This is a genomic window from Sulfurimonas xiamenensis, from assembly GCF_009258045.1.
Classification (GTDB): Bacteria; Campylobacterota; Campylobacteria; order Campylobacterales; family Sulfurimonadaceae; genus Sulfurimonas; species Sulfurimonas xiamenensis.
The window spans coordinates 805,328-823,700 of the sequence record NZ_CP041166.1 but is presented as its reverse complement, the minus strand read 5'-3'; the positions used below and the strand labels follow the sequence as shown (position 1 = coordinate 823,700).

The following is an 18,373-nucleotide window of genomic DNA, read 5'->3' as shown; positions in this document are numbered from 1 at the left end:
TTGCATAAAAGCGTTATTTTTTGCTTTTAAAACCCTTGCCTTTTGAGTTCTTTAGCAAACTCACTAAGCCCTTGCTCGATCTTTTCCATAGCCGTATGATTGCTCACTGATACTAGCTGAACCATACCGTTTATGAAGTTGGTTTTAAAGATTTGTTCTGTCTCTTTGTGGATCACCATATCATCATAATCTTTGTAAAAATCGTAGTTTTTTGTAAACTCTTCTTGCATCACAGTTTGAACTTGCCCCATAGTTATCTCTCCTTTTCAGATTGCTAGTGTATCTTTTAGTTTTTGTATAGCTTCGTCTTTTTTATTTTTTTGCATTTTTTTAAGGTTGAGCATTTTCCACTTTACAGATGGAAGCTCTTCTATGTTTTCAAAAGGAAGCAAACTCCAGTCTGGATTACCCTCTTTAAAACATATCAAAAAATCACGATGGTTTTTGGTAAGTTTAGAACGAATTGTGCTAATTAGCTCAACTCTGGTTGCTTCTAATACTTCCAATGGCATAGGAAATATGGGCATCCCAACAAACTGTTCAGCATAGATCCTCTCGATGTCTATCAAGTTTGGTTGCAGTAGTTTTGATATAGGCTGATTGCTGCTTATGAGATAAACTATAAAAACATCCATAAGAGTATCGCTTATACCTTCATTGTCAAGCAGCCCTCTTACATCAAAAAAGTCTCTTGGGTGTTGTCTATCAAGTGCTGCACAGAGTTTTCCAGCATACAAGTCATCCAAGTGAACTACGCTAGTCTCTGCAAAACCAAACTCTTCTTCCACTCTTGCCGATACACTGAGTACACTTGGTTCCCTTACCGTTCCTCTAGTAACAGGTGATGCTTCTATTTTGATGCGGACACCGTTTTTCTCAACTTGAAGTTTAGACAGTATCCCGTCTCCTTGTTGATCTAGCCTATGTACTTTTGTACCTCGTATTGACGACTCAATTGAGCGAGCAATTCTTTCAAACGACTCAGCAATGTTTTGAAGGCTCGTTTGTCGATCTTCTACTCTCAGATACATAAGGTCTATATCTACTGAAAGTCTTGGCATATTTCTTACAAACATATTGATAGCCGTACCGCCTTTGAGAGCAAAGCACTCTTCTTGTGAGACAAACGGCAGCACCTCTAAGAGTAGTTGCACTTGTTTGTAATAAATAGAATTTTTATCTAGCATGGTACTCCTTTGGTACTGTTATTAAAAACTCGTTGTCAAAGACACCATTTTTTACGACCTGCATCCTGCCAGTTCCGAGTTCTAAGCCCTCTTTTTTTACATGCTTTGCCCAAGGATGATTAAAGTAACTTGTCAAAAAAAGAAACAAGCGTTTGACTCTTATATTTTCACACATAGTTAAAAGTTCATTGATCAAAGATGGACGAAGAGTTGTTAATCCCTCAAATATCTCTGCTGCAAACTCAAAACTTAGTCCATCTGGTTTTACTTGATAAAGAAGCTCCATGATAGCTCTCTCAGGAGAGGAAACTACCATCTCCCAATCTTTTATATTAGATGGGATACTTTTCAGACCTACTTTCTCAAAATATGGCTTTTTCATCACATTAAACTTTTGTTCAAGCTCTATGTTTTTAAACCATGCTGGAAGTTTTTGAGTACCGTACAAATATATAGTTTGTGAGTTGTTCAGTGGAAGATAATGAGCATAACCTTGAAGATTGAGTGATGTTATGCCACCTATGTGAAATGGCTCATGGCTAAGTTTTTGTAGTCCTAAAACAGCACCCTGCCAAGATGGCTTCGCATCGCCTCTTATGTATGAGCCTCTTGAGGTTTTTTGGAGCCAACCGCTTTTGGTGTACTGATAAAGCAGTTGCATAGAGTATCCTTGCTCTGCAAGCCAAGAAGCTGGAGCCACAACTGACTCTGGTAACATTTGATATAGTTGTTTTATTTTTATATCATTTTGTAAATTCATAATTTATATTTTATCTATTTTTAAAAACAAAAGCAAGAGGATTGTTTCTATTTTTTAGATTTTTATAAAATATTAATTTATAAAAATAGATATTTTAGAAACAAACTAAAAAAACTCTCTCAAAGAGTCTCTAAACGGTTTGTAGTATATTGCAAAAAGTGCTGCGACGATCATAATCAATATTACTAAAGCACTATTGCTCTCCCCTTTCAGTAAAGCAAAAATGAACAGTACAAAGAGTAAAGCTAAAAATGGCATATCAATTTCCCAAACGAAGTGATTTAATACTTTTTATATTCTAACAAAATACGACTAATTATTTTTTGAACATAGTAATATGCCGCATTAAACAAAATTACTTATCTTCTTTTTCCATTACTATATAGGTATATTCCTTAATTACCTTAGTGCCTCTATATTGTCCACCTGCTTCATACATATTAGTTCTGTAACTACCTTTAAACTTCCATCCATCAGCATACATATCTTTGATTGTAGTAACTTTTTCAAAAGATCCTGGACAAGTTATCTTATCTTCTACGAAACCAGAATATTCTGTCTTAAATTGACATATAGCTACCTCTGTAGCACTTGCAATCCCAGCTAACACTAAAAAAGCTAAAAATATTTTTATCATTACCATCTTCCTCCCATAGTGTCATGCATTGCCCAAAAATTAGCTTGTCTCTGGTAGTAAGCATTAGCATTACCTCTTTTATCTGGCTTGAACCAAGCAAATACAAACGGCATCCATACAACGATATGTGCAAAAGTATTATCACTTATGTATTTGATAAATTCGATCATTGCATTATAATTTTCAATGATCCAGTAGCCTGCCAAAATCGCTAATGACATAACCAATAAAGTCAAATAGCTTACAATTAGTCTTGCTATTACATTTGCAAAATACTCTGCCATTTTTTGCTCCTTATATATTTGTTTTATAGATTTATTATAAAAGGATTTAGCTTAAAAAATATTTCACTATAGGGAATTTTATTAATTTATGTGATTCTATATAATCAAGTAAAAATGTTACAGGACTTTTTACATAGAAAATTTACAGGAAATCTCACAGGAAGAGATACAAGAACTGCACCGCAAAATAGCTGATAATGTTAAAGAGATACGCAAACAAAAAAATATATCCCAATTAAATTTAGCTCATTCTATCGGTCATAAAACTGTAAGTACAATTGCAAAGATTGAAGCTGGGCATGAAAACAAACACTACAACATAGAACAACTCTATAAAATCGCTAATGTACTTCAAGTAGATATTAGAGATTTTTTTATACTTCAAAAATAATTTAGTCCGTCGCTATTCACTGTCGTTCATAATAAGCGTGATTTCATCCTTGAAAAAGGACAAAAAGAAGTATTTATATACTTGATTTTATCCCCTAAAATAAAATGCTTACTAAACCGATACTGAGAAATCCCTATATTAAGGACTTTCTAGCATAGTGTCAGAAAAAATCGTTACTCGGCAGAGTTTTTCATCCCTTTTAATCATTTTTAGACTTTAAAAGGGAAATGATATTATCAAACTCTATAAGATCATCCTCTTTGATTTTGAATTTTTCAGTAATTAGTGCATAAGCGTATGCATCCAAAATATTAAACTCTGGATACCTTTCTTGCAAATCATTTAAGCGAATATTCTCATAAGCTCTTTTAATCTTTTTTTTGTTTTTATCGTTGTATTTATCAAAATGATAGATGGCTGCTCGTTTGATATTTTCATCGTAATTTTCATAAATAGTTTTTACAAACCTTAGCAAAAAAGAGCGATGAATTACATAGCCATTTTGAAGTTTCAAATTGTACGCTTTTTTTAGCCATGTATCTATGATCTTCTCAAGTCGTGATTTTGTTTTCTCTGAGCGGATGCCAACCATCTTATCCATAGTAGAGATGATCTCAGTAATTTCTGGTTCACCTTGTGTAATATCCCAAATAATGCCCGTTACAGCATTGATCGGCTTATCTTTTATGATATATCTTCTTTTAAAATTTTCATCAGTCAGCTTATCGTAAAGATATTGAAAAGCATCCTTAGAATATGGATATATGTCCAAGAGTGAAGATTTTTCTTTTGATTTGATTTTAGGCATTTTTTCTCCTTAATAACCTTTATTTTGATAGGACAAAATCGCTATCTATAAAGAGTATATTTGAAAATATGTGCCAATTCTAGAGTTAAATTTTTATTGATACATAGTGATATGCAGTGACACAGTAAATATTTTTCTATGTTTCAAAAAGGTACAATATAGCAACATTTTAGTAATAGGCAATTTATAATGAATGTTGCATTTTTATTTAATTCAGACCATGAAAAATATAATGGCTTTTATGGGTACCCAATTTTAAAGCTAATATTAAAACAAAATATTGTTCAGCAAAGCAATAGAAACATCAAAGTGTCAGTAGGTGATATATTGACTTTTTCAACTGCTTCAAGAAGTAAGACACCAACTTATGAATATTTTTATGAATTAAATAAAAAAGTATATACGCCACACAATTTCAATTATTTAATACAACCTAAACTTACTGATATATCTAAAAAAGCAACAATATATTGTGTGTTTTTCCAAAATATGAATGAGAATACGGCTATCTCTTTACATAATTCTCTAAAAATAGATCCTTCATATTTGGGTTCAATGGATATTAATTTAAAAGATCCGTATCATATTTATTTTTTTAAAAACTCTCTAATTACAAGTTATAGATTATATGGGAAAAAAAGTTCTATCTTTTTTAGCATGTCAGAAAATGAAGATCCTGATTTAAGTACAAAAGAATATTTTGAAAACTTTGGCTATGAAGTTATTTTCGAAGATATGGGTGCAATGCAAACAATTTTTGATGATTATGACACCTTAGAACACTATACTAGAGTTCAAGATACAAAAAATATTTTGTTAAAGATAAATACTTTAACAGATGATATTTTAGATGACTTGATAATCTCATTAGAAGAGTTACATCCTAAACTGTTTAACTCTTTCGCAGCACTAGCAAGAACCTACGAACGCGTAGAAACCGAAGAAGATATAGCACAATGTGCATTATCTGGAAGAAGAATATTGGAACAATGTGCAGATTATTTATTTCCAGCTTCGGATCAATTACATAATGGAAGAAAAATTGGGCAACAACAATACAAAAATAGATTATGGGCATATATCGAAACAGTAGTTAGCGATAACTCTTTAGATACAATCCATATCCAAGAAGTAGGCAATAAACTTGATAAATTAATTTCACAATTTAATTCTGGACTTCATTCTGAGCTTAAATTAGAAGATTTAAATACTTTACTTGAAAGTCTAATCCTATTTATTGTTCAATTAGTCAATTTGTCGCCTGAAGCTGCTAGAAAGCCTTACTTAGCTTACGAAAAGAATATAGAAGATTTTATGAAAGATGTAGTTCAACTTTAGAAAATTATATTTGCAGAACTTGAAAATCTTGCTAAACTTGCAAAACAGAACTCACAGATAGTGTTCAATCATCTGTGTCATTTACTCTGCCCATACTATGCCTCAAGTTTTACGTTTTTTCGCTAAAAATAGAAATTATAATGTGCAGACATCCCCATTTTTAAGTATTTTGTTTAAAAATTAAAGCCTACTTTATAATCGTAATAGACTTGTATTTTCAATATTTAATCCTTTCTTATATTTTTCTTGTTTATAAAAATGTATCTATATTTTTACAATTATTGAAAATCTATGCATAAACTAAATTAAGTTACATTAAGTTAAGAACAACTTAATATATTCAACAGTATACTAAAACATATTTAACATTAAAGGATAACAAATGAAAGGTTTATCACTCGTTCTTATAACTTTGATACCGGCAGTATTGAGCGCTATGACAATTACGGAGGCGGTTCAAAAGTCAGTTATGACACACCCTCAAATTGAAATGAAAAAAGAGGATCATCTTACTCAAAAAGAGTTGCTTGTTCGTTCGCAAGCTGGCTATTTACCATCAATTGATTTATCCTATTCAGTTGGTCCGGAAAAAACAAAAACTATAGCAAACAGCAGAGAGAAGTCTGATTTGACACGCCAAGACGCTTCAGTTACTTTAGTTCAAAATGTTTTTGCAGGTTTTGACACAAAATATGCTTTTAAACAACAAAAAGCACTTGTTTTATCTGCAAGCGATAAAGTTAAAGAGAGTGCAAACAATCTGGCACTTGAAACTGCCACATACTACATAGATCTTCTTAGAAATCATGAACTGCTTCAAATCGCAAAAGAGAATGTAGAAGTACATAAAAAATATCTTTCACAAATAGACGAAAAGGTAAAAGCGGGAGTTGGGCGCAGTTCTGACTATAAACAAACTTTAGCTCGTTATGAAAATGCTCTAAGTATCCAATATTTAGCACAGCAAAATTATGACAACTCTATCTCTAGTTTTGAACGAATATATCCGGGTGAAGTAACTGCTTCAGATTTACAAAAACCATCAATTGGAAATATTCCTGCTAATGATTTGGAATCTTTAGTTGAGATTGCTATGCAAAACAATCCTACAATAGATGTTTCACAAGCAGACATTCAAGCTGCAAATGCTGCAATTAAACGCTCAGAAGCATCTTATTATCCGCAAGCGGATATTAAACTAGAAGCTTACTGGGACAAAAATATAGACGGCACTTCAAAAGGAAGCGGAGATCCATTCCCAGCTGCTTATGAAGAGGAGTCAGGTTATAACGCTCTTCTTGTTATCAACTATAACATCTTTAATGGTTTTGCAGACAAAGCAAACAAACAAGCAAATCAACACAGATTGCTTAATAAAAACAGTACGCTAGCAGATGCAAAACTCTACATAAAAGCTTATACAGAAATTGCTTGGCAAACATTTGAATCAACAAAACAGCAATTAATTCACCTAGAAAACACGATAAAAGCGAGTGGTGAAACTGTTTCTGATTATCAAAAAGAGCATGAACTGGGAAGAAGAAGCATTATCGATCTTTTAAATATTGAACTTGAGTATAACAGTGCAAAAAACCGCAAAGTTACAACTGAATATGATCGTCTAATCGCATACTACCAAATTTTAGCATATACTGGTAAAATCTTAGAAGAGATGGATGTAGTTGTTGAGTAACAAAATTGAGAATCCGCTCCTAGAGTGCTTGGTGATTTTCACCAAGCTCTATGGTCGTCCTTTTAGTGCAGACGCATTGATTGCTGATCTTCCTATTCCGCCTGGAAGAACTACTCCTAGACTTTTTTCACTTGATTCCAAAGGTTCAAAATCTGCTTTTCATCGCGCAGCGCAGCGTGCAGGATTTAGCTCTAAGTTAGTAGACTACTCATTTAAAGATATATCCCCTCTTCTTTTGCCTGTTATTTTGATTTTAAAAGGTGACACAGAGAGTGAAAAAGCTTGTATTTTAACAGAAATAAGTCCCGACAGAAAATATGCAAAAATTATACTTCCTGAAATCGGTGAAGGTGAAAACTGGGTAAAAACAGAATTTTTAGAAGCTGAATATATTAATTTTGCATATCTGCTTAAACACAATCATCAATATAAAGATTCACATAACCGTTTACTCAAACATGAAAATCATCACTGGTTTTGGGGAACACTAAGATACTTTTCCGGTATATATGCAGATGTGATTGTTGCCTCTTTTTTAATAAATTTATTTGTTATGGCAACACCGATTTTTACTCTCAATGTTTATGACAGAGTTGTACCCAACAATGCTATGGATACTCTTTGGGTATTTGCAACAGGTATTATTGCAATTTATATATTTGATATAGTTTTAAAATTTCTGCGCTCCTATTTTCTGGAAAATGCAGCCAAAAAAAGCGATGTCATTATGTCCTCTATTATTTTTGAGCATGTTCTCAATCTAAAAATAGCATCAAAACCTCGATCTATAGGCTCTTTTGCAAACAACTTAAAAGATTTCGACTCTATTAGAGGGTTTTTTACCGCTTCATCTATTGCTACCATTATTGATCTGCCCTTTACCCTAATCTTTTTATTTATTATATATATAATTGGTGGCTGGTTGATTTTTATTCCTATCGTTGGTGCTTTAATTATTATCATTTACAGCATCATTGTTGAAAAACCGATGAGACGCAGTGTTCAAAACACATATGAAGCTTCTGCACATAAAAATGCTGTTTTAATTGAGTCACTCACCGCATTAGAGACGATAAAAGCCTTGGGTATAAGCGGTCAATATCAATGGAAATGGGAAGAGGCTACAGGTGATGTTGCGCAAAAAGGTCTAAAATCCAAAATTTTATCAAACTCTATTTCAACATTTGTAAATTTTATAGTTCAGTTAAATACTGCATCTTTAATAATCGGCGGAGTTTATGCAATAGGAGAAAAATCTCTAACAATGGGTGGATTGATAGCTGTTGTTATGCTTGGCTCAAGAACGCTTGCCCCGCTTGGTCAAGTGGCTGCACTTATTGCGAATTTTCAACAAACAAAAACTGCATATGATGTTATCAATACCATTATGAAGCTCTCAGTTGAACGCGAAGAAGCAAAAAACTATGTTCAGCGTCCATCTTTTAAAGGAAAAATAGAGTTTAAGCATGTAAGTTTTACCTATCCTGAAACTGACAATAAAATCCTAGAAGATATAAGCTTTGTTATAAATCCCGGAGAATCTGTCGGCATTATAGGAACAAACGGATCCGGCAAGACGACTATCGAAAAACTTATATTGGGTTTGTATGAGCCAACGGAAGGATCTATTTTAATAGACGGAATTGACATAAAACAGATAGATCCGGCAGATTTAAGACGCAATATCTCCTATGTACCGCAAGATGTTGTTTTGTTTCAAGGAACGCTAAAAGAAAATATTGTTTTACGCTCCCCGGGAGCAAGTGATGAAGATATTTTACATGTAGCTAAGTTAAGCGGCGTAAGCGATTTTGCCAATGCTCATCCTATGGGTTACGACATGCCTGTTGGTGAAAGAGGCGACGGACTCTCCGGCGGACAGAAACAATCCATCTCAATCGCAAGAGCGTTTATACACCAAGCGCCTATTATTCTGCTAGATGAACCGACAAACTCTATGGACAGCACGCATGAAAACCATTTTATCAGAGCTATAAACAGTTATCAAAAAGAGAGAACAATGGTTTTAATATCGCATAAAAACATTCTGCTTGCGCTTACACAAAGATTGATTTTGCTTGACAGAGGAAGAATTATTTTGGATGATACGCATGATAATGTTATAAAACAACTGCAAACACAACAAAAAAGAGTAGCTCATGGGTCTTGAAGATAACTTTGTAGAATACTCTTACAAAAAAAAAGATATTAAAAATCTTCGTATAAAAAATGAAGAAGATTTAGAGTATATGAACTCTGTCAGTGCTGCGCTTTTAAACCAGAGTACACTATCAACCAAAATAATGTTATGGATCGGTGCTTTTTTCATTGGCTGGCTTATTTACTGGGCATACTATGCGGAAATTGATGATCTAACTCGCGGCGAAGGCAAAGTTATTCCATCTACCCAAATTCAAGTCATACAAAATCTTGAAGGCGGAATTGTAAGCGAAATCCTTGTTGAAGAGGGAGAAAATGTAAAAAAAGGCGATATCCTTATAAAAATAGATGACACAAGTTTTGTAAGCAGTTTTATAGAGAGCAAGCTCCGCTACAATGAACTTCAAGCGAAATCAATTCGACTATTAGCAGAATCAACCGGAACACCTTTTAAAGTAAATGAAACAGTTAAAAAAAATGCACCGGAACTTATAAACCGTGAAAAATCTTTATATCTAAGCAACAAAGAGCAGCTCGAAAACAATATACTTATCTATCAGCGCCGCTTAAAACAAAAAAAAGATGAGTTAAAAGAGGCTGAAGCAAAACTGGATAATCTTACAAAAAATTTTAATTTTATCACAAGAGAGCTGCAGCTCAATAAGCCGCTTGTTGATAAAGGAATAGTATCAGAAGTTGAATATCTGAAACTTCAAAGAGAAGCCAGCAGCATCGAAGGACAAATGAGATCAACAAAACTCTCTATTCCGCGCCTCAACTCTATTATAGAGGAGCAAAGAAATAACATCAAAGAAGTTGAATTGCGATTTCGCAATGCCGCTAAAGAGGAGTTCAATGAAGTTGTAGCTGAAATGTCTCGAATAGAGAGAGCAAATATTGCCAGAGAGGATAAAGTCAAGCGCACATTTGTGCGCTCCCCTGTTGATGGAAAAGTTAAACGACTACTTGTAAATACAGTAGGCGGTGTTGTTAAGCCAGGAATGGATATTATAGAAATTGTTCCTTCACAGGACAATTTACTTATTGAAGCAAAAATCAGACCTGCTGATATTGCTTTTTTATTTCCTGGTCAAAGAGCTATTGTAAAATTTTCTGCTTATGATTTTGCAATATACGGTTCACTTGAAGGTACAGTGACCCATATTAGTGCTGATACTATTTATGATGAAGTCAGCAGACAGAACTACTATCTTGTCCGCATAAAAACTGATAAAAACTACTTAGGAAATGAATATAAAAAACTTAATATAATTGTCGGTATGACTGCAAGTGTTGATATTATGACCGGTAAAAAAACTGTTCTGGATTATATATTAAAACCAATATTGCGTGCACGGGAAAATGTACTAAGCGAAAGGTAACCTTATGAAAAAGATAATACTATTTACAACAATGTCATCTATTTTAAAACACTGGGAGAATGCTTTAAAAGATTCATATGACACAGTTTCTATAGATAACTTTGATCAATTGAGAGAGTATCTGACAAAAGATAAAAACAGAGTTATTGTAATGTTAGATGAGATGAGTGTACTAAATATTGAAGAGACGCTAGTGAAGTTAAAAGAGTATCCGCATGCAATAATTTTACTCTTTAATGCCGTGCCTGAAGTTTATCATGCATCAACTCTGCTTGGAAACGGCATCAAAGGATATGAAAACTCCTATATAAACAAAGAAAACTTGCTAAAAATGCTCTCTACAGTTGAAAATGGAAACAACTGGCTTTTTCCTGATTTGACCTATTTTATTATTAATAAATATATTCAAAACAAAAAGAAAGATGAACCTGACTTTGTATCATCTTTAACAGAAAAAGAAAAAAGCATCACATTTATGGTGGCTGAAGGTTTAAGTAATAAAGAGATTGCGCAAAGAGAGAAAATTGCGTTATCTACAGTTAAAAGCCATATTCACAATATATTTGAAAAGGCAAATGTAACTGACAGAATCTCTCTTGCACTAAAGTTTAAATAGCAAAATTAAACTGTTTCAATCGGTATATCTACATCGATAAGAAGCTGCACACTCGGATCATCTATATTTGTATATGTAGCATAACCATCTTCTGTAACTGTAGGTGAAGGATCAGGTATCCATCCGTTATCTGTCAAATTATTTACTCCATCACCACTCTCTCCCGTAACTTTTAGTACATTGTCACCATCTGTTATATCAACAACATCAGCCAATGTGATATTTGACAAAGTATAATCACCGCTAGAGAGATCGATTTCATCTATAGAATCTGGAGCATCACCCTCAAAATCATTATTTTGATCTAACAATACCCCAATATCTATCGTGCCTCCGGATGAACTCTCTCCTTCAAATGTGAGAACCTGTTCTCCATCAGGACCACTTATCTCAAAGTTGTCAATACTCCAAGCCTCCTTGTCTCCTCCCTGATCTTCAGTATTTTGCGATTGAAATTCAACCTTGATAATTCCATTTTCGGGAACGGTAACATCAAAGTCATAGTCATAATACCCAAGCCCCTCACTATCAGGAGAGTATGTCTGAGTTTGTATGACACTATCTTCACTGTCATAAACTCTTACTATAAAGGTATCATCACCTTCCCACTCATTTACGCCGAGCGTAAACGAAATATTTACCTCTTCATCTGCATGATCACTCAGATCAAAATCATGCGATCTTGTGTCGCTGTCTTGAGTAAACCATCCTAGTTCATTTGGCGGAATTGTAGTGCTTCCTCCTCCCATATTGCTCTCATTACCTTCGCCAATCCAACCTTCATTATTATTGCCTGGAGGGCTGTCAAATGTATGCAGAACTAAGCTATCAGCTGGAGCAGTCTCTACATTTCCTGTAATATTGTTAATAGGAACTGATAAAAGTTGAGTTGTATAGTTCCCCGCTGAGTCTGTTGCTGTTACATATAGGTTATACTCATTATCACTATCCAAATCTTTTGGATTTTCATAGTCAGGCGCCTCTTTAAAGCTTAAAACACCACTTACTGGATCAATAGTAAATAGTTCACTATCTTCTCCTGATATACTGTAACTGATAGCATTTTCACTACTTGCCGTAACCCGCATAACAGGAGTTGTATCTGTCTCATTAAAAAGAGCTATGTTAGAAGATGTGATTACCGGAGGAGTGACATCCGCAGAAGTGACATCGAGTTCTGCAATGTTATAAGTAACATCTTCTGTACCAAATTCGGTTATGCCAAATCCAAGCTCACTATTAGGTCCCCTGCTAAATCCAAGTACACTGGAATCTGCAACGATATCAGTTTCAGTAAAAGCAGTGCTTCCTTCAGCTTCCTCTTCACCGGCTGCTGTTTCTAAATCTTCACTATCTTCTTTAACTTCAGCTGTTTCTAAAATTTCAACCAAACTCTCATCACTAGCTATGCTTTGCATTGCATCTCTGCCGTGGATAACGGAACCGTCTGCCAAAATTCTAAATACACCGGTATATGCTGATGCCTCCGGAAGTGCTAAAAACTTAATCTGAAACAGAGCACCTGCATCATCGCTTATAATCTGTTCATCTTCGTACATAAAACTGCCATACACAGGTTCGCGAACAACTCCATCTATACCCACAATTTTAATATTCCCCTCTGTAACCTGTATCTGCCCTACAATTTTTCCAGTAGCCATTTTGCACCTCCGAGTTTTATTTATACAAAAATACTAACATATATAAATTTACATGTAAATAGTACTTTAGTATTGATAAAAAGGAGTTACTTGCAGTCGTGATTGACTGCAAGTAAAATAGAAATTATTACTCTACTATAATACTGTCTTCTATTTTTAAAGTAACAGTATCATCGGTATAAATATTATAACCATCTACATTTTCACTAAACTGTAATAAAGTAGTATCCACATTAATTGTATATGCACCTTCATCTGAAGATTCAATCACTAATGTATTATTTCCATCCGTTGCATCCATAACATCACTTGGATTAATTGCATTAGCATCACCACTGCCAATTACCGTCGCACCAGAACTTAGCTGAATCACTTCAATATTGTCTACATTAGCAAGATTGATAGTTTCTGCATTTCCTATAAGCGCATCGCTGCCATCTCCTGCATCTATCAGTGTATCTAAAGTATCATATTCAATAGTGTCATTGCCCGCACCACCGTCAATAGTGTCATCGCCAGCGCCACCATCGATATAGTCATTACCCTCTCCACCAATTATAATATCATCGCCTGCACCGCCATCGATATAGTCATTACCCTCTTCACCAGTCAAAACATCATCCGCTGTTCCGCCTAATATTGTATGTGAATCAGGAACACCTGCACCAATTTCAGTTGTTACTATATCTACTGTAGGCACAAAAGTACTAGATATAGCTATTGGACTTGTTAAGGTCATTTCTACATCGTTTAGGTCTGTTAAAGTAGAACTTAATCCAAGGTCGGCTGCATCAATAACCCAATTTCCATATCCATCTGCTTCAATTTCAGTTACACCATCTGATAATGTTATTGTTGAACCTGCAGGAAAGCCGCTTAATGTAATAGTTGAAATTTCCTCACTTCCATCAGTGTCACCCAACCCTAAACCATTTAGATGTATGACTGAGTCATAACTATCAGGTGTTGATGATACAGTGCCATATACATTAAGTACACTAAATCCATCCGTACCAGCACTTGCACCACTATCATCATCAGAAATCAACATCTTTGCAAAAGCAGTTGTACTACTTATTGTAATTGTATGTGCAGCATTACCACTAAGTAAAGAACCATCTATAAGACCATCACTGCCTAAAATATAAACTGTTCCTTTACCATCAATTTGATAAGTAATTCCAGAAGTAATAGCAGCAGCAGATGCATCATACAATTGTATTGTCATTACATCGTCGCTTGCGTGCTTAATATCTATATTTATTGTATTGAGCGTAGTACTTGTTGGAAACTCTATTTGAAGCCACTCTGTTAAAGCACCATCAATATCTCTTGCATCACCACTTCCGCTATTGCTGTCAATACCAAGACCATTACCTTCTGTATTAACCTGTACAACTGTTCCAACAGGACCGGTCAACTTTAGACCATCTGCTGTTTCAAAAATATTCGATGCTGTATTTATATCATCACTCATAGTTAATGTACTAGTATCTATTACCGGAGGCAATACATCCATAATCACACTCAAAGTATCAGTTTTAACAGTATCAGTAACAGGAGTAATATCAATATTCATTGTTTGTGATGAGCTCCAATCCGTACCATCACTTGCACTAAATGTAAAAGAGGTGTCACTACCATTATTTGGAGTAGTTAAGTACAAAAGACCGCTATTAATATCAACTACAGAAATTTCATCTCCCACAGCCACAGGATCACCATCCAAGTTTAAAACACCGTTAGAAGGTAATGTATCAATTCTAATAGCACTCATCTCATCACCGTCTATATCATCAAAGCCTATGAAGTCTGCTAAAGTTATAGTGTAATCTATATCTTCAGTTGCATAGATTGTATTACTTTCAATAGTTGGTTTATCGTTTGTACCTGTAATCGTTATTGTTACAGTCTCTGTATCTGACAATGGTGTTCCAGCATCATCCGTCGCTTTAACTGTATAAGTAAGAATTAAAGTTTCACCCGCTGCCAAGTAATCAAACGCTTCACTGCCTGAATTAAAGTTCCATGTTAATGTATCACTGTTTTCAGTTCCATCTATAATATCCGTTGGCGTAACACTAAACATTGCTTTTAATTGAGCATCCGTCGGAGCAGCCGCATCAGTTCTGTCTGAAGTACCTGTTACAACAATCCCATCAACTGAAGCCGTAACATTATCTGTAGTATCAACATCACTAACAGTCATTGTCCCTGTAGCAATAAGTGCTGCATTTGTTTCATTTAATGAATCTATATCTGGTCCATCAGTAATAACCGGTGCATCATTCGCAGGAACAACATTAATTGTCAATGTGCCTACATCACTAAACTCCCCATCTGTTACTGTATAGTTCACACTATCCGTTCCATTAAAGTTCGTTTTAGGTGTATAAGTGTAACTGCCATCTTCGGCAATGACTATTGTTCCGCCTTGCGCAGTTGTATATGTGCCTGCCTCAACAGTTAGATCATCACCGTCGACATCATAATCATTTTCATTTAAATTGATTGTTGAATTAAGGACAATGTCTTCTATTGCATCAACAGTATCATCATATGCAGTTACAGGCTCATTGACATTATTAACGAACACAGAAAGAAGCTGTGTTGTATAGTTTCCAAATGAATCTGTAGCAGTTACATACATATTGTATTCATTGTCTTCATTGAAATCCTTTGGATTTTCATAATCTGGAGAGTCTTTAAAAGTTAAAAGACCTGTTAAAGGGTTAATATCAAAAAGGTCACTGTCCAACCCTGAAATACTATACTCAATAGCACTTGCACCGCTTGCTTTTACTTGCATAACCGGATCTGTATCATTTTCATCGAAAATAGTATTATTTGGGGATGTAATAGCAGGCAACGCAACTCCATTAGTACTATCTTCACTGCCATACTCTGTTATGCCAAACCCAAGCTCACTATTTTCACCTCTGTTAAATCCAAGTACACTGGAATCTGCAACGATATCAGTTTCAGTAAAAGCAGTGCTTCCTTCAGCCTCCTCTTCACCGGCTGCTGTTTCTAAATCTTCACTATCTTCTTTAACTTCAGCTGTTTCTAAAATCTCAACCAAACTCTCATCACTTGCTATGCTTTCCATTGCATCTCTGCCGTGGATAACGGAACCGTCTGCTAAAATTCTAAATACGCCCGTATATGCTGATGCCTCCGGAAGTGCTAAAAACTTAATCTGAAACAGAGCTGTAGGATCTTCACTGATTACCTGCTCATTTTCATATAAGTAACCTTCAAATCCTGGTTCACGAACAACACCATCAACACCTAAAATTTTAATATTACCCTCTGATACTTCTATCTGTCCTACAATTTTTCCAGTAGCCATTTTGCACCTCCGTATTTTATTTATACGAAAATATTAACATATGCTTTTAAACATGTAAATAGTACTTTGGTACTTATATGATAGAGTAGATTTAAAATTTTTATAGTAAAATTCAAAAATGACAAATGATTTAATTTTAAACTATGTACTTCTTTTTATGATTCTTGAACTCTATGAGATAACATGGCAGAAAGCACCTACTGTAATGGGAATGATTAGTAGAATGAACAAATATTATTCAAAAAGCATATTTCTGTTTTTGATTATGCACCCTACATTTTATTTCAGCATAGGTTTTGCGATGTTGACTGATTATAATATTTTTGCGATAATATTACTCTTTTTAAAAACAGCAGACATTGCAACAAAAATATTGCTTATTGAGCAGATTTTTAAAAAAAAGAAACTATCTCATGAATTGAGCTTAGCTCTCTTAACGCCCATAAACAACTTTTTACCATATATTGGATTATGCATATATCCTCTTTTTATCATACTTGCTTTTTAAACAAGATTATAAAACAATATCCAGTATCTCCATGGGCTTTTTTACAACAATTTTGGCATCACTTACTGGAGTAAATCCCCATGTTGCAAAGATAGAATCTATTCCTGCGCTCTGCGCACTTAATGTGTCTTTTATATTATCCCCAACCATCCAAGCTTTATGATTTTTACTATCAAATTTATAATGCTCAAGTATAAAATGTAACATCTCAGGACTAGGCTTAGCTTCAATTACCTTATCCGCTCCTATGATTACATCAAAAAGCGGTTTTACTCTTAAATGTTCAAGCATCCTCAGAGCAAACTGAGTAGGAGCATTTGTTGCTACTGATATCTTTACATTTGAGTCCACCAAACTCTTTAGCATATCTTCGACACCTTCATAAAGATAAACATTTTTCACACATTCACTCTCATAGTGTAGTTCAAAAAGATCTCTGTCTTTTGGAAGATAGATTTCAGTCTCGTAAAAAAGCTTTGCAAGATTTCTCTCTTGCATATTGATTGCTTCAACGATATACTCTTCACTCAACGGAGCAAGATTATGATGTGATTTTCTTACATAATTAACAGATGCCGTGATGTCTTTTTTAGAATCAATCAGCGTACCATCCATATCAAAGATAACTATTTTCATTGTTATTTTATTTCATTTTCTCATACAATTCAAAAAGTGTTTCAACAAAAAAATCACTATCATTAGGACATTCGCAGACTCTGTAGTCTTTAAATCCAAGTTCTTCTGCAACCTCACGATACTCGATATCAAGCTCAAAATCAGTTTCAGAATTATCGATAGTAAAAGCTATTGGAAATATAACAACTTTTTTGCTTTTTATCTCTTTTAACTTCTCTTCAAGAGAAGGTTTAAGCCACTCCATAGGTCCCACTTTTGATTGATACGCTAAATGTACATCTTTAAAATGCATTCCCTCATTTTGAAGCATCTCTTTTAAAAGCGCGACATGTTTTTGCACATGTCTCTCATAAACATCACCTCTCTCAATCACTTTGACAGGAAGCCCGTGAGCTGAAAAAATTATCTCAAAATTTGTGCTTTCATACTCGCTTATACGCTCTTTTATTCTTTGGATTATTGCTCTGTTGTAGTTAAAGTTCTGAAAAAAATGTTTGATTTCAACCAAAATAGCATCACCGCCTCTTAAATGGTACTGCTCTTCGAAATCTTCCAATGATGATTTTGTAGTTGTCGTTGAATATTGTGGATAAAGCGGGATAAGATAGATTTTTTCTATATCTTCTTTGTTGAGTCTCTCTATCACCTCTGACGCAAACGGAGGTGTATAGCGCATAGCAAAATCAACTACAACATCTTCTCCCACTTTAGCTTGAAGCTTTTGTACAAGTTTTTTTGTATGCCCGACTATAGGAGATTTTCCGCCTATCTGCTTATATATTTCTTGCGATTTCTCTGTTCGCGTAAAAGTAATCATTTTTGCTATAAAACTTCTTAAAAGCGAACTCTTAACGGTAATGATATTTTTATCATTAAACATATTTGTTAAAAAAACTTCAACCTCTTTTAGGTTGTTTGGACCACCCATATTGAGTAAAACTATCGCCTCTTTTTTCATAA

17 protein-coding genes are annotated in these 18,373 nt (G+C 34.4%); 7 read left to right on the top strand and 10 right to left on the bottom strand.

The window, feature by feature from the left end:
* Positions 1-26 precede the first annotated feature (26 nt).
* The 5 genes from FJR47_RS04235 to FJR47_RS04215 all read right to left on the bottom strand — a co-directional run bounded on the left by FJR47_RS04235 (position 27) and on the right by FJR47_RS04215 (position 2,868).
* Entirely contained in the window at positions 27-251 is a 225-nt protein-coding gene (locus FJR47_RS04235) for a hypothetical protein (RefSeq protein WP_152299215.1), read from the bottom strand.
* A gap of 15 nt (positions 252-266) precedes the next feature.
* Positions 267-1,187 carry a nucleotidyl transferase AbiEii/AbiGii toxin family protein gene (locus FJR47_RS04230; protein WP_152299214.1) on the bottom strand — a complete coding sequence of 307 codons (921 nt, stop codon included), beginning with the start codon at positions 1,185-1,187 and terminating at the stop codon, positions 267-269.
* Entirely contained in the window at positions 1,177-1,947 is a 771-nt protein-coding gene (locus FJR47_RS04225) for a type IV toxin-antitoxin system AbiEi family antitoxin domain-containing protein (protein ID WP_152299213.1), read from the bottom strand. The genes FJR47_RS04230 and FJR47_RS04225 overlap by 11 nt, the downstream gene beginning before the upstream one ends.
* Positions 1,948-2,302: 355 nt before the next feature.
* Positions 2,303-2,584 (bottom strand): hypothetical protein, encoded by a 282-nt coding sequence (locus tag FJR47_RS04220; protein WP_152299212.1) that lies wholly within the window; start codon positions 2,582-2,584, stop codon positions 2,303-2,305.
* Positions 2,584-2,868 carry a hypothetical protein gene (locus tag FJR47_RS04215; RefSeq protein WP_152299211.1) on the bottom strand — a complete coding sequence of 95 codons (285 nt, stop codon included), beginning with the start codon at positions 2,866-2,868 and terminating at the stop codon, positions 2,584-2,586. The genes FJR47_RS04220 and FJR47_RS04215 overlap by 1 nt, the downstream gene beginning before the upstream one ends.
* 133 nt (positions 2,869-3,001) lie before the next feature.
* On the opposite strand from FJR47_RS04215, the gene FJR47_RS09810 reads away from it, so the two are divergent.
* Positions 3,002-3,259 carry a helix-turn-helix domain-containing protein gene (locus FJR47_RS09810; protein WP_152300277.1) on the top strand — a complete coding sequence of 86 codons (258 nt, stop codon included), beginning with the start codon at positions 3,002-3,004 and terminating at the stop codon, positions 3,257-3,259.
* Positions 3,260-3,458: 199 nt separating this feature from the next.
* On the opposite strand, the gene FJR47_RS04205 is transcribed toward FJR47_RS09810, so the two are convergent.
* Entirely contained in the window at positions 3,459-4,067 is a 609-nt protein-coding gene (locus FJR47_RS04205; protein ID WP_152299210.1) for a hypothetical protein, read from the bottom strand.
* Between the two features lie 189 nt (positions 4,068-4,256).
* On the opposite strand from FJR47_RS04205, the gene FJR47_RS04200 reads away from it, so the two are divergent.
* The 5 genes from FJR47_RS04200 to FJR47_RS04180 all read left to right on the top strand — a co-directional run bounded on the left by FJR47_RS04200 (position 4,257) and on the right by FJR47_RS04180 (position 11,256).
* Positions 4,257-5,405, top strand: coding sequence for a hypothetical protein (locus tag FJR47_RS04200; RefSeq protein ID WP_152299209.1), 1,149 nt, complete (start codon positions 4,257-4,259; stop codon positions 5,403-5,405).
* Positions 5,406-5,787: 382 nt separating this feature from the next.
* Entirely contained in the window at positions 5,788-7,098 is a 1,311-nt protein-coding gene (locus FJR47_RS04195) for a TolC family outer membrane protein (protein ID WP_152299208.1), read from the top strand.
* Positions 7,088-9,268, top strand: a complete 2,181-nt coding sequence (locus tag FJR47_RS04190; protein ID WP_152299207.1) for a type I secretion system permease/ATPase — start codon at positions 7,088-7,090, stop codon at positions 9,266-9,268. The genes FJR47_RS04195 and FJR47_RS04190 overlap by 11 nt, the downstream gene beginning before the upstream one ends.
* The gene (locus FJR47_RS04185; protein WP_152299206.1) at positions 9,258-10,640 is read left to right on the top strand and encodes an HlyD family type I secretion periplasmic adaptor subunit; all 1,383 of its coding nucleotides are present in this window, start codon (positions 9,258-9,260) and stop codon (positions 10,638-10,640) included. The genes FJR47_RS04190 and FJR47_RS04185 overlap by 11 nt, the downstream gene beginning before the upstream one ends.
* Before the next feature lie 4 nt (positions 10,641-10,644).
* Complete coding sequence (locus tag FJR47_RS04180) at positions 10,645-11,256, top strand: response regulator transcription factor (RefSeq protein ID WP_152299205.1); 612 nt, start codon at positions 10,645-10,647, stop codon at positions 11,254-11,256.
* Positions 11,257-11,261: 5 nt separating this feature from the next.
* Here the strand turns inward: FJR47_RS04180 and FJR47_RS04175 are convergent, their stop codons facing one another.
* Together FJR47_RS04175 and FJR47_RS04170 are read right to left on the bottom strand one after the other, a co-directional pair.
* A complete protein-coding gene (locus tag FJR47_RS04175; protein ID WP_152299204.1) occupies positions 11,262-12,917 on the bottom strand; it encodes a cadherin repeat domain-containing protein in 1,656 nt (551 codons plus the stop codon).
* 127 nt (positions 12,918-13,044) lie between these two features.
* Positions 13,045-16,269 (bottom strand): cadherin-like domain-containing protein, encoded by a 3,225-nt coding sequence (locus tag FJR47_RS04170; RefSeq protein WP_152299203.1) that lies wholly within the window; start codon positions 16,267-16,269, stop codon positions 13,045-13,047.
* Between the two features lie 118 nt (positions 16,270-16,387).
* On the opposite strand from FJR47_RS04170, the gene FJR47_RS04165 reads away from it, so the two are divergent.
* Positions 16,388-16,777 carry a hypothetical protein gene (locus FJR47_RS04165; protein WP_241855423.1) on the top strand — a complete coding sequence of 130 codons (390 nt, stop codon included), beginning with the start codon at positions 16,388-16,390 and terminating at the stop codon, positions 16,775-16,777.
* 6 nt (positions 16,778-16,783) lie between these two features.
* Here the strand turns inward: FJR47_RS04165 and FJR47_RS04160 are convergent, their stop codons facing one another.
* Together FJR47_RS04160 and hemH are read right to left on the bottom strand one after the other, a co-directional pair.
* Positions 16,784-17,413 carry an HAD family hydrolase gene (locus tag FJR47_RS04160; RefSeq protein ID WP_152299202.1) on the bottom strand — a complete coding sequence of 210 codons (630 nt, stop codon included), beginning with the start codon at positions 17,411-17,413 and terminating at the stop codon, positions 16,784-16,786.
* A gap of 7 nt (positions 17,414-17,420) precedes the next feature.
* Positions 17,421-18,371, bottom strand: coding sequence for a ferrochelatase (gene hemH, locus FJR47_RS04155; RefSeq protein ID WP_152299201.1), 951 nt, complete (start codon positions 18,369-18,371; stop codon positions 17,421-17,423).
* Positions 18,372-18,373 lie beyond the last annotated feature (2 nt).

Bases quoted from the DNA above. Each gene is read 5' to 3' on its own strand.
- FJR47_RS04225 (WP_152299213.1), bottom strand. From the start codon at position 1,947: ATGAATTTACAAAATGATATAAAAATAAAACAACTATATCAAATGTTA.
- FJR47_RS04160 (WP_152299202.1), bottom strand. From the start codon at position 17,413: ATGAAAATAGTTATCTTTGATATGGATGGTACGCTGATTGATTCTAAA.
- hemH (WP_152299201.1), bottom strand. From the start codon at position 18,371: ATGAAAAAAGAGGCGATAGTTTTACTCAATATGGGTGGTCCAAACAAC.
- FJR47_RS04205 (WP_152299210.1), bottom strand. From the start codon at position 4,067: ATGCCTAAAATCAAATCAAAAGAAAAATCTTCACTCTTGGACATATAT.
- FJR47_RS04175 (WP_152299204.1), bottom strand. From the start codon at position 12,917: ATGGCTACTGGAAAAATTGTAGGGCAGATACAGGTTACAGAGGGGAAT.
- FJR47_RS04185 (WP_152299206.1), top strand. From the start codon at position 9,258: ATGGGTCTTGAAGATAACTTTGTAGAATACTCTTACAAAAAAAAAGAT.
- FJR47_RS04230 (WP_152299214.1), bottom strand. From the start codon at position 1,187: ATGCTAGATAAAAATTCTATTTATTACAAACAAGTGCAACTACTCTTA.
- FJR47_RS04200 (WP_152299209.1), top strand. From the start codon at position 4,257: ATGAATGTTGCATTTTTATTTAATTCAGACCATGAAAAATATAATGGC.
- FJR47_RS04235 (WP_152299215.1), bottom strand. From the start codon at position 251: ATGGGGCAAGTTCAAACTGTGATGCAAGAAGAGTTTACAAAAAACTAC.
- FJR47_RS04220 (WP_152299212.1), bottom strand. From the start codon at position 2,584: ATGATAAAAATATTTTTAGCTTTTTTAGTGTTAGCTGGGATTGCAAGT.
- FJR47_RS04195 (WP_152299208.1), top strand. From the start codon at position 5,788: ATGAAAGGTTTATCACTCGTTCTTATAACTTTGATACCGGCAGTATTG.
- FJR47_RS04170 (WP_152299203.1), bottom strand. From the start codon at position 16,269: ATGGCTACTGGAAAAATTGTAGGACAGATAGAAGTATCAGAGGGTAAT.
- FJR47_RS04180 (WP_152299205.1), top strand. From the start codon at position 10,645: ATGAAAAAGATAATACTATTTACAACAATGTCATCTATTTTAAAACAC.
- FJR47_RS04165 (WP_241855423.1), top strand. From the start codon at position 16,388: ATGACAAATGATTTAATTTTAAACTATGTACTTCTTTTTATGATTCTT.
- FJR47_RS04215 (WP_152299211.1), bottom strand. From the start codon at position 2,868: ATGGCAGAGTATTTTGCAAATGTAATAGCAAGACTAATTGTAAGCTAT.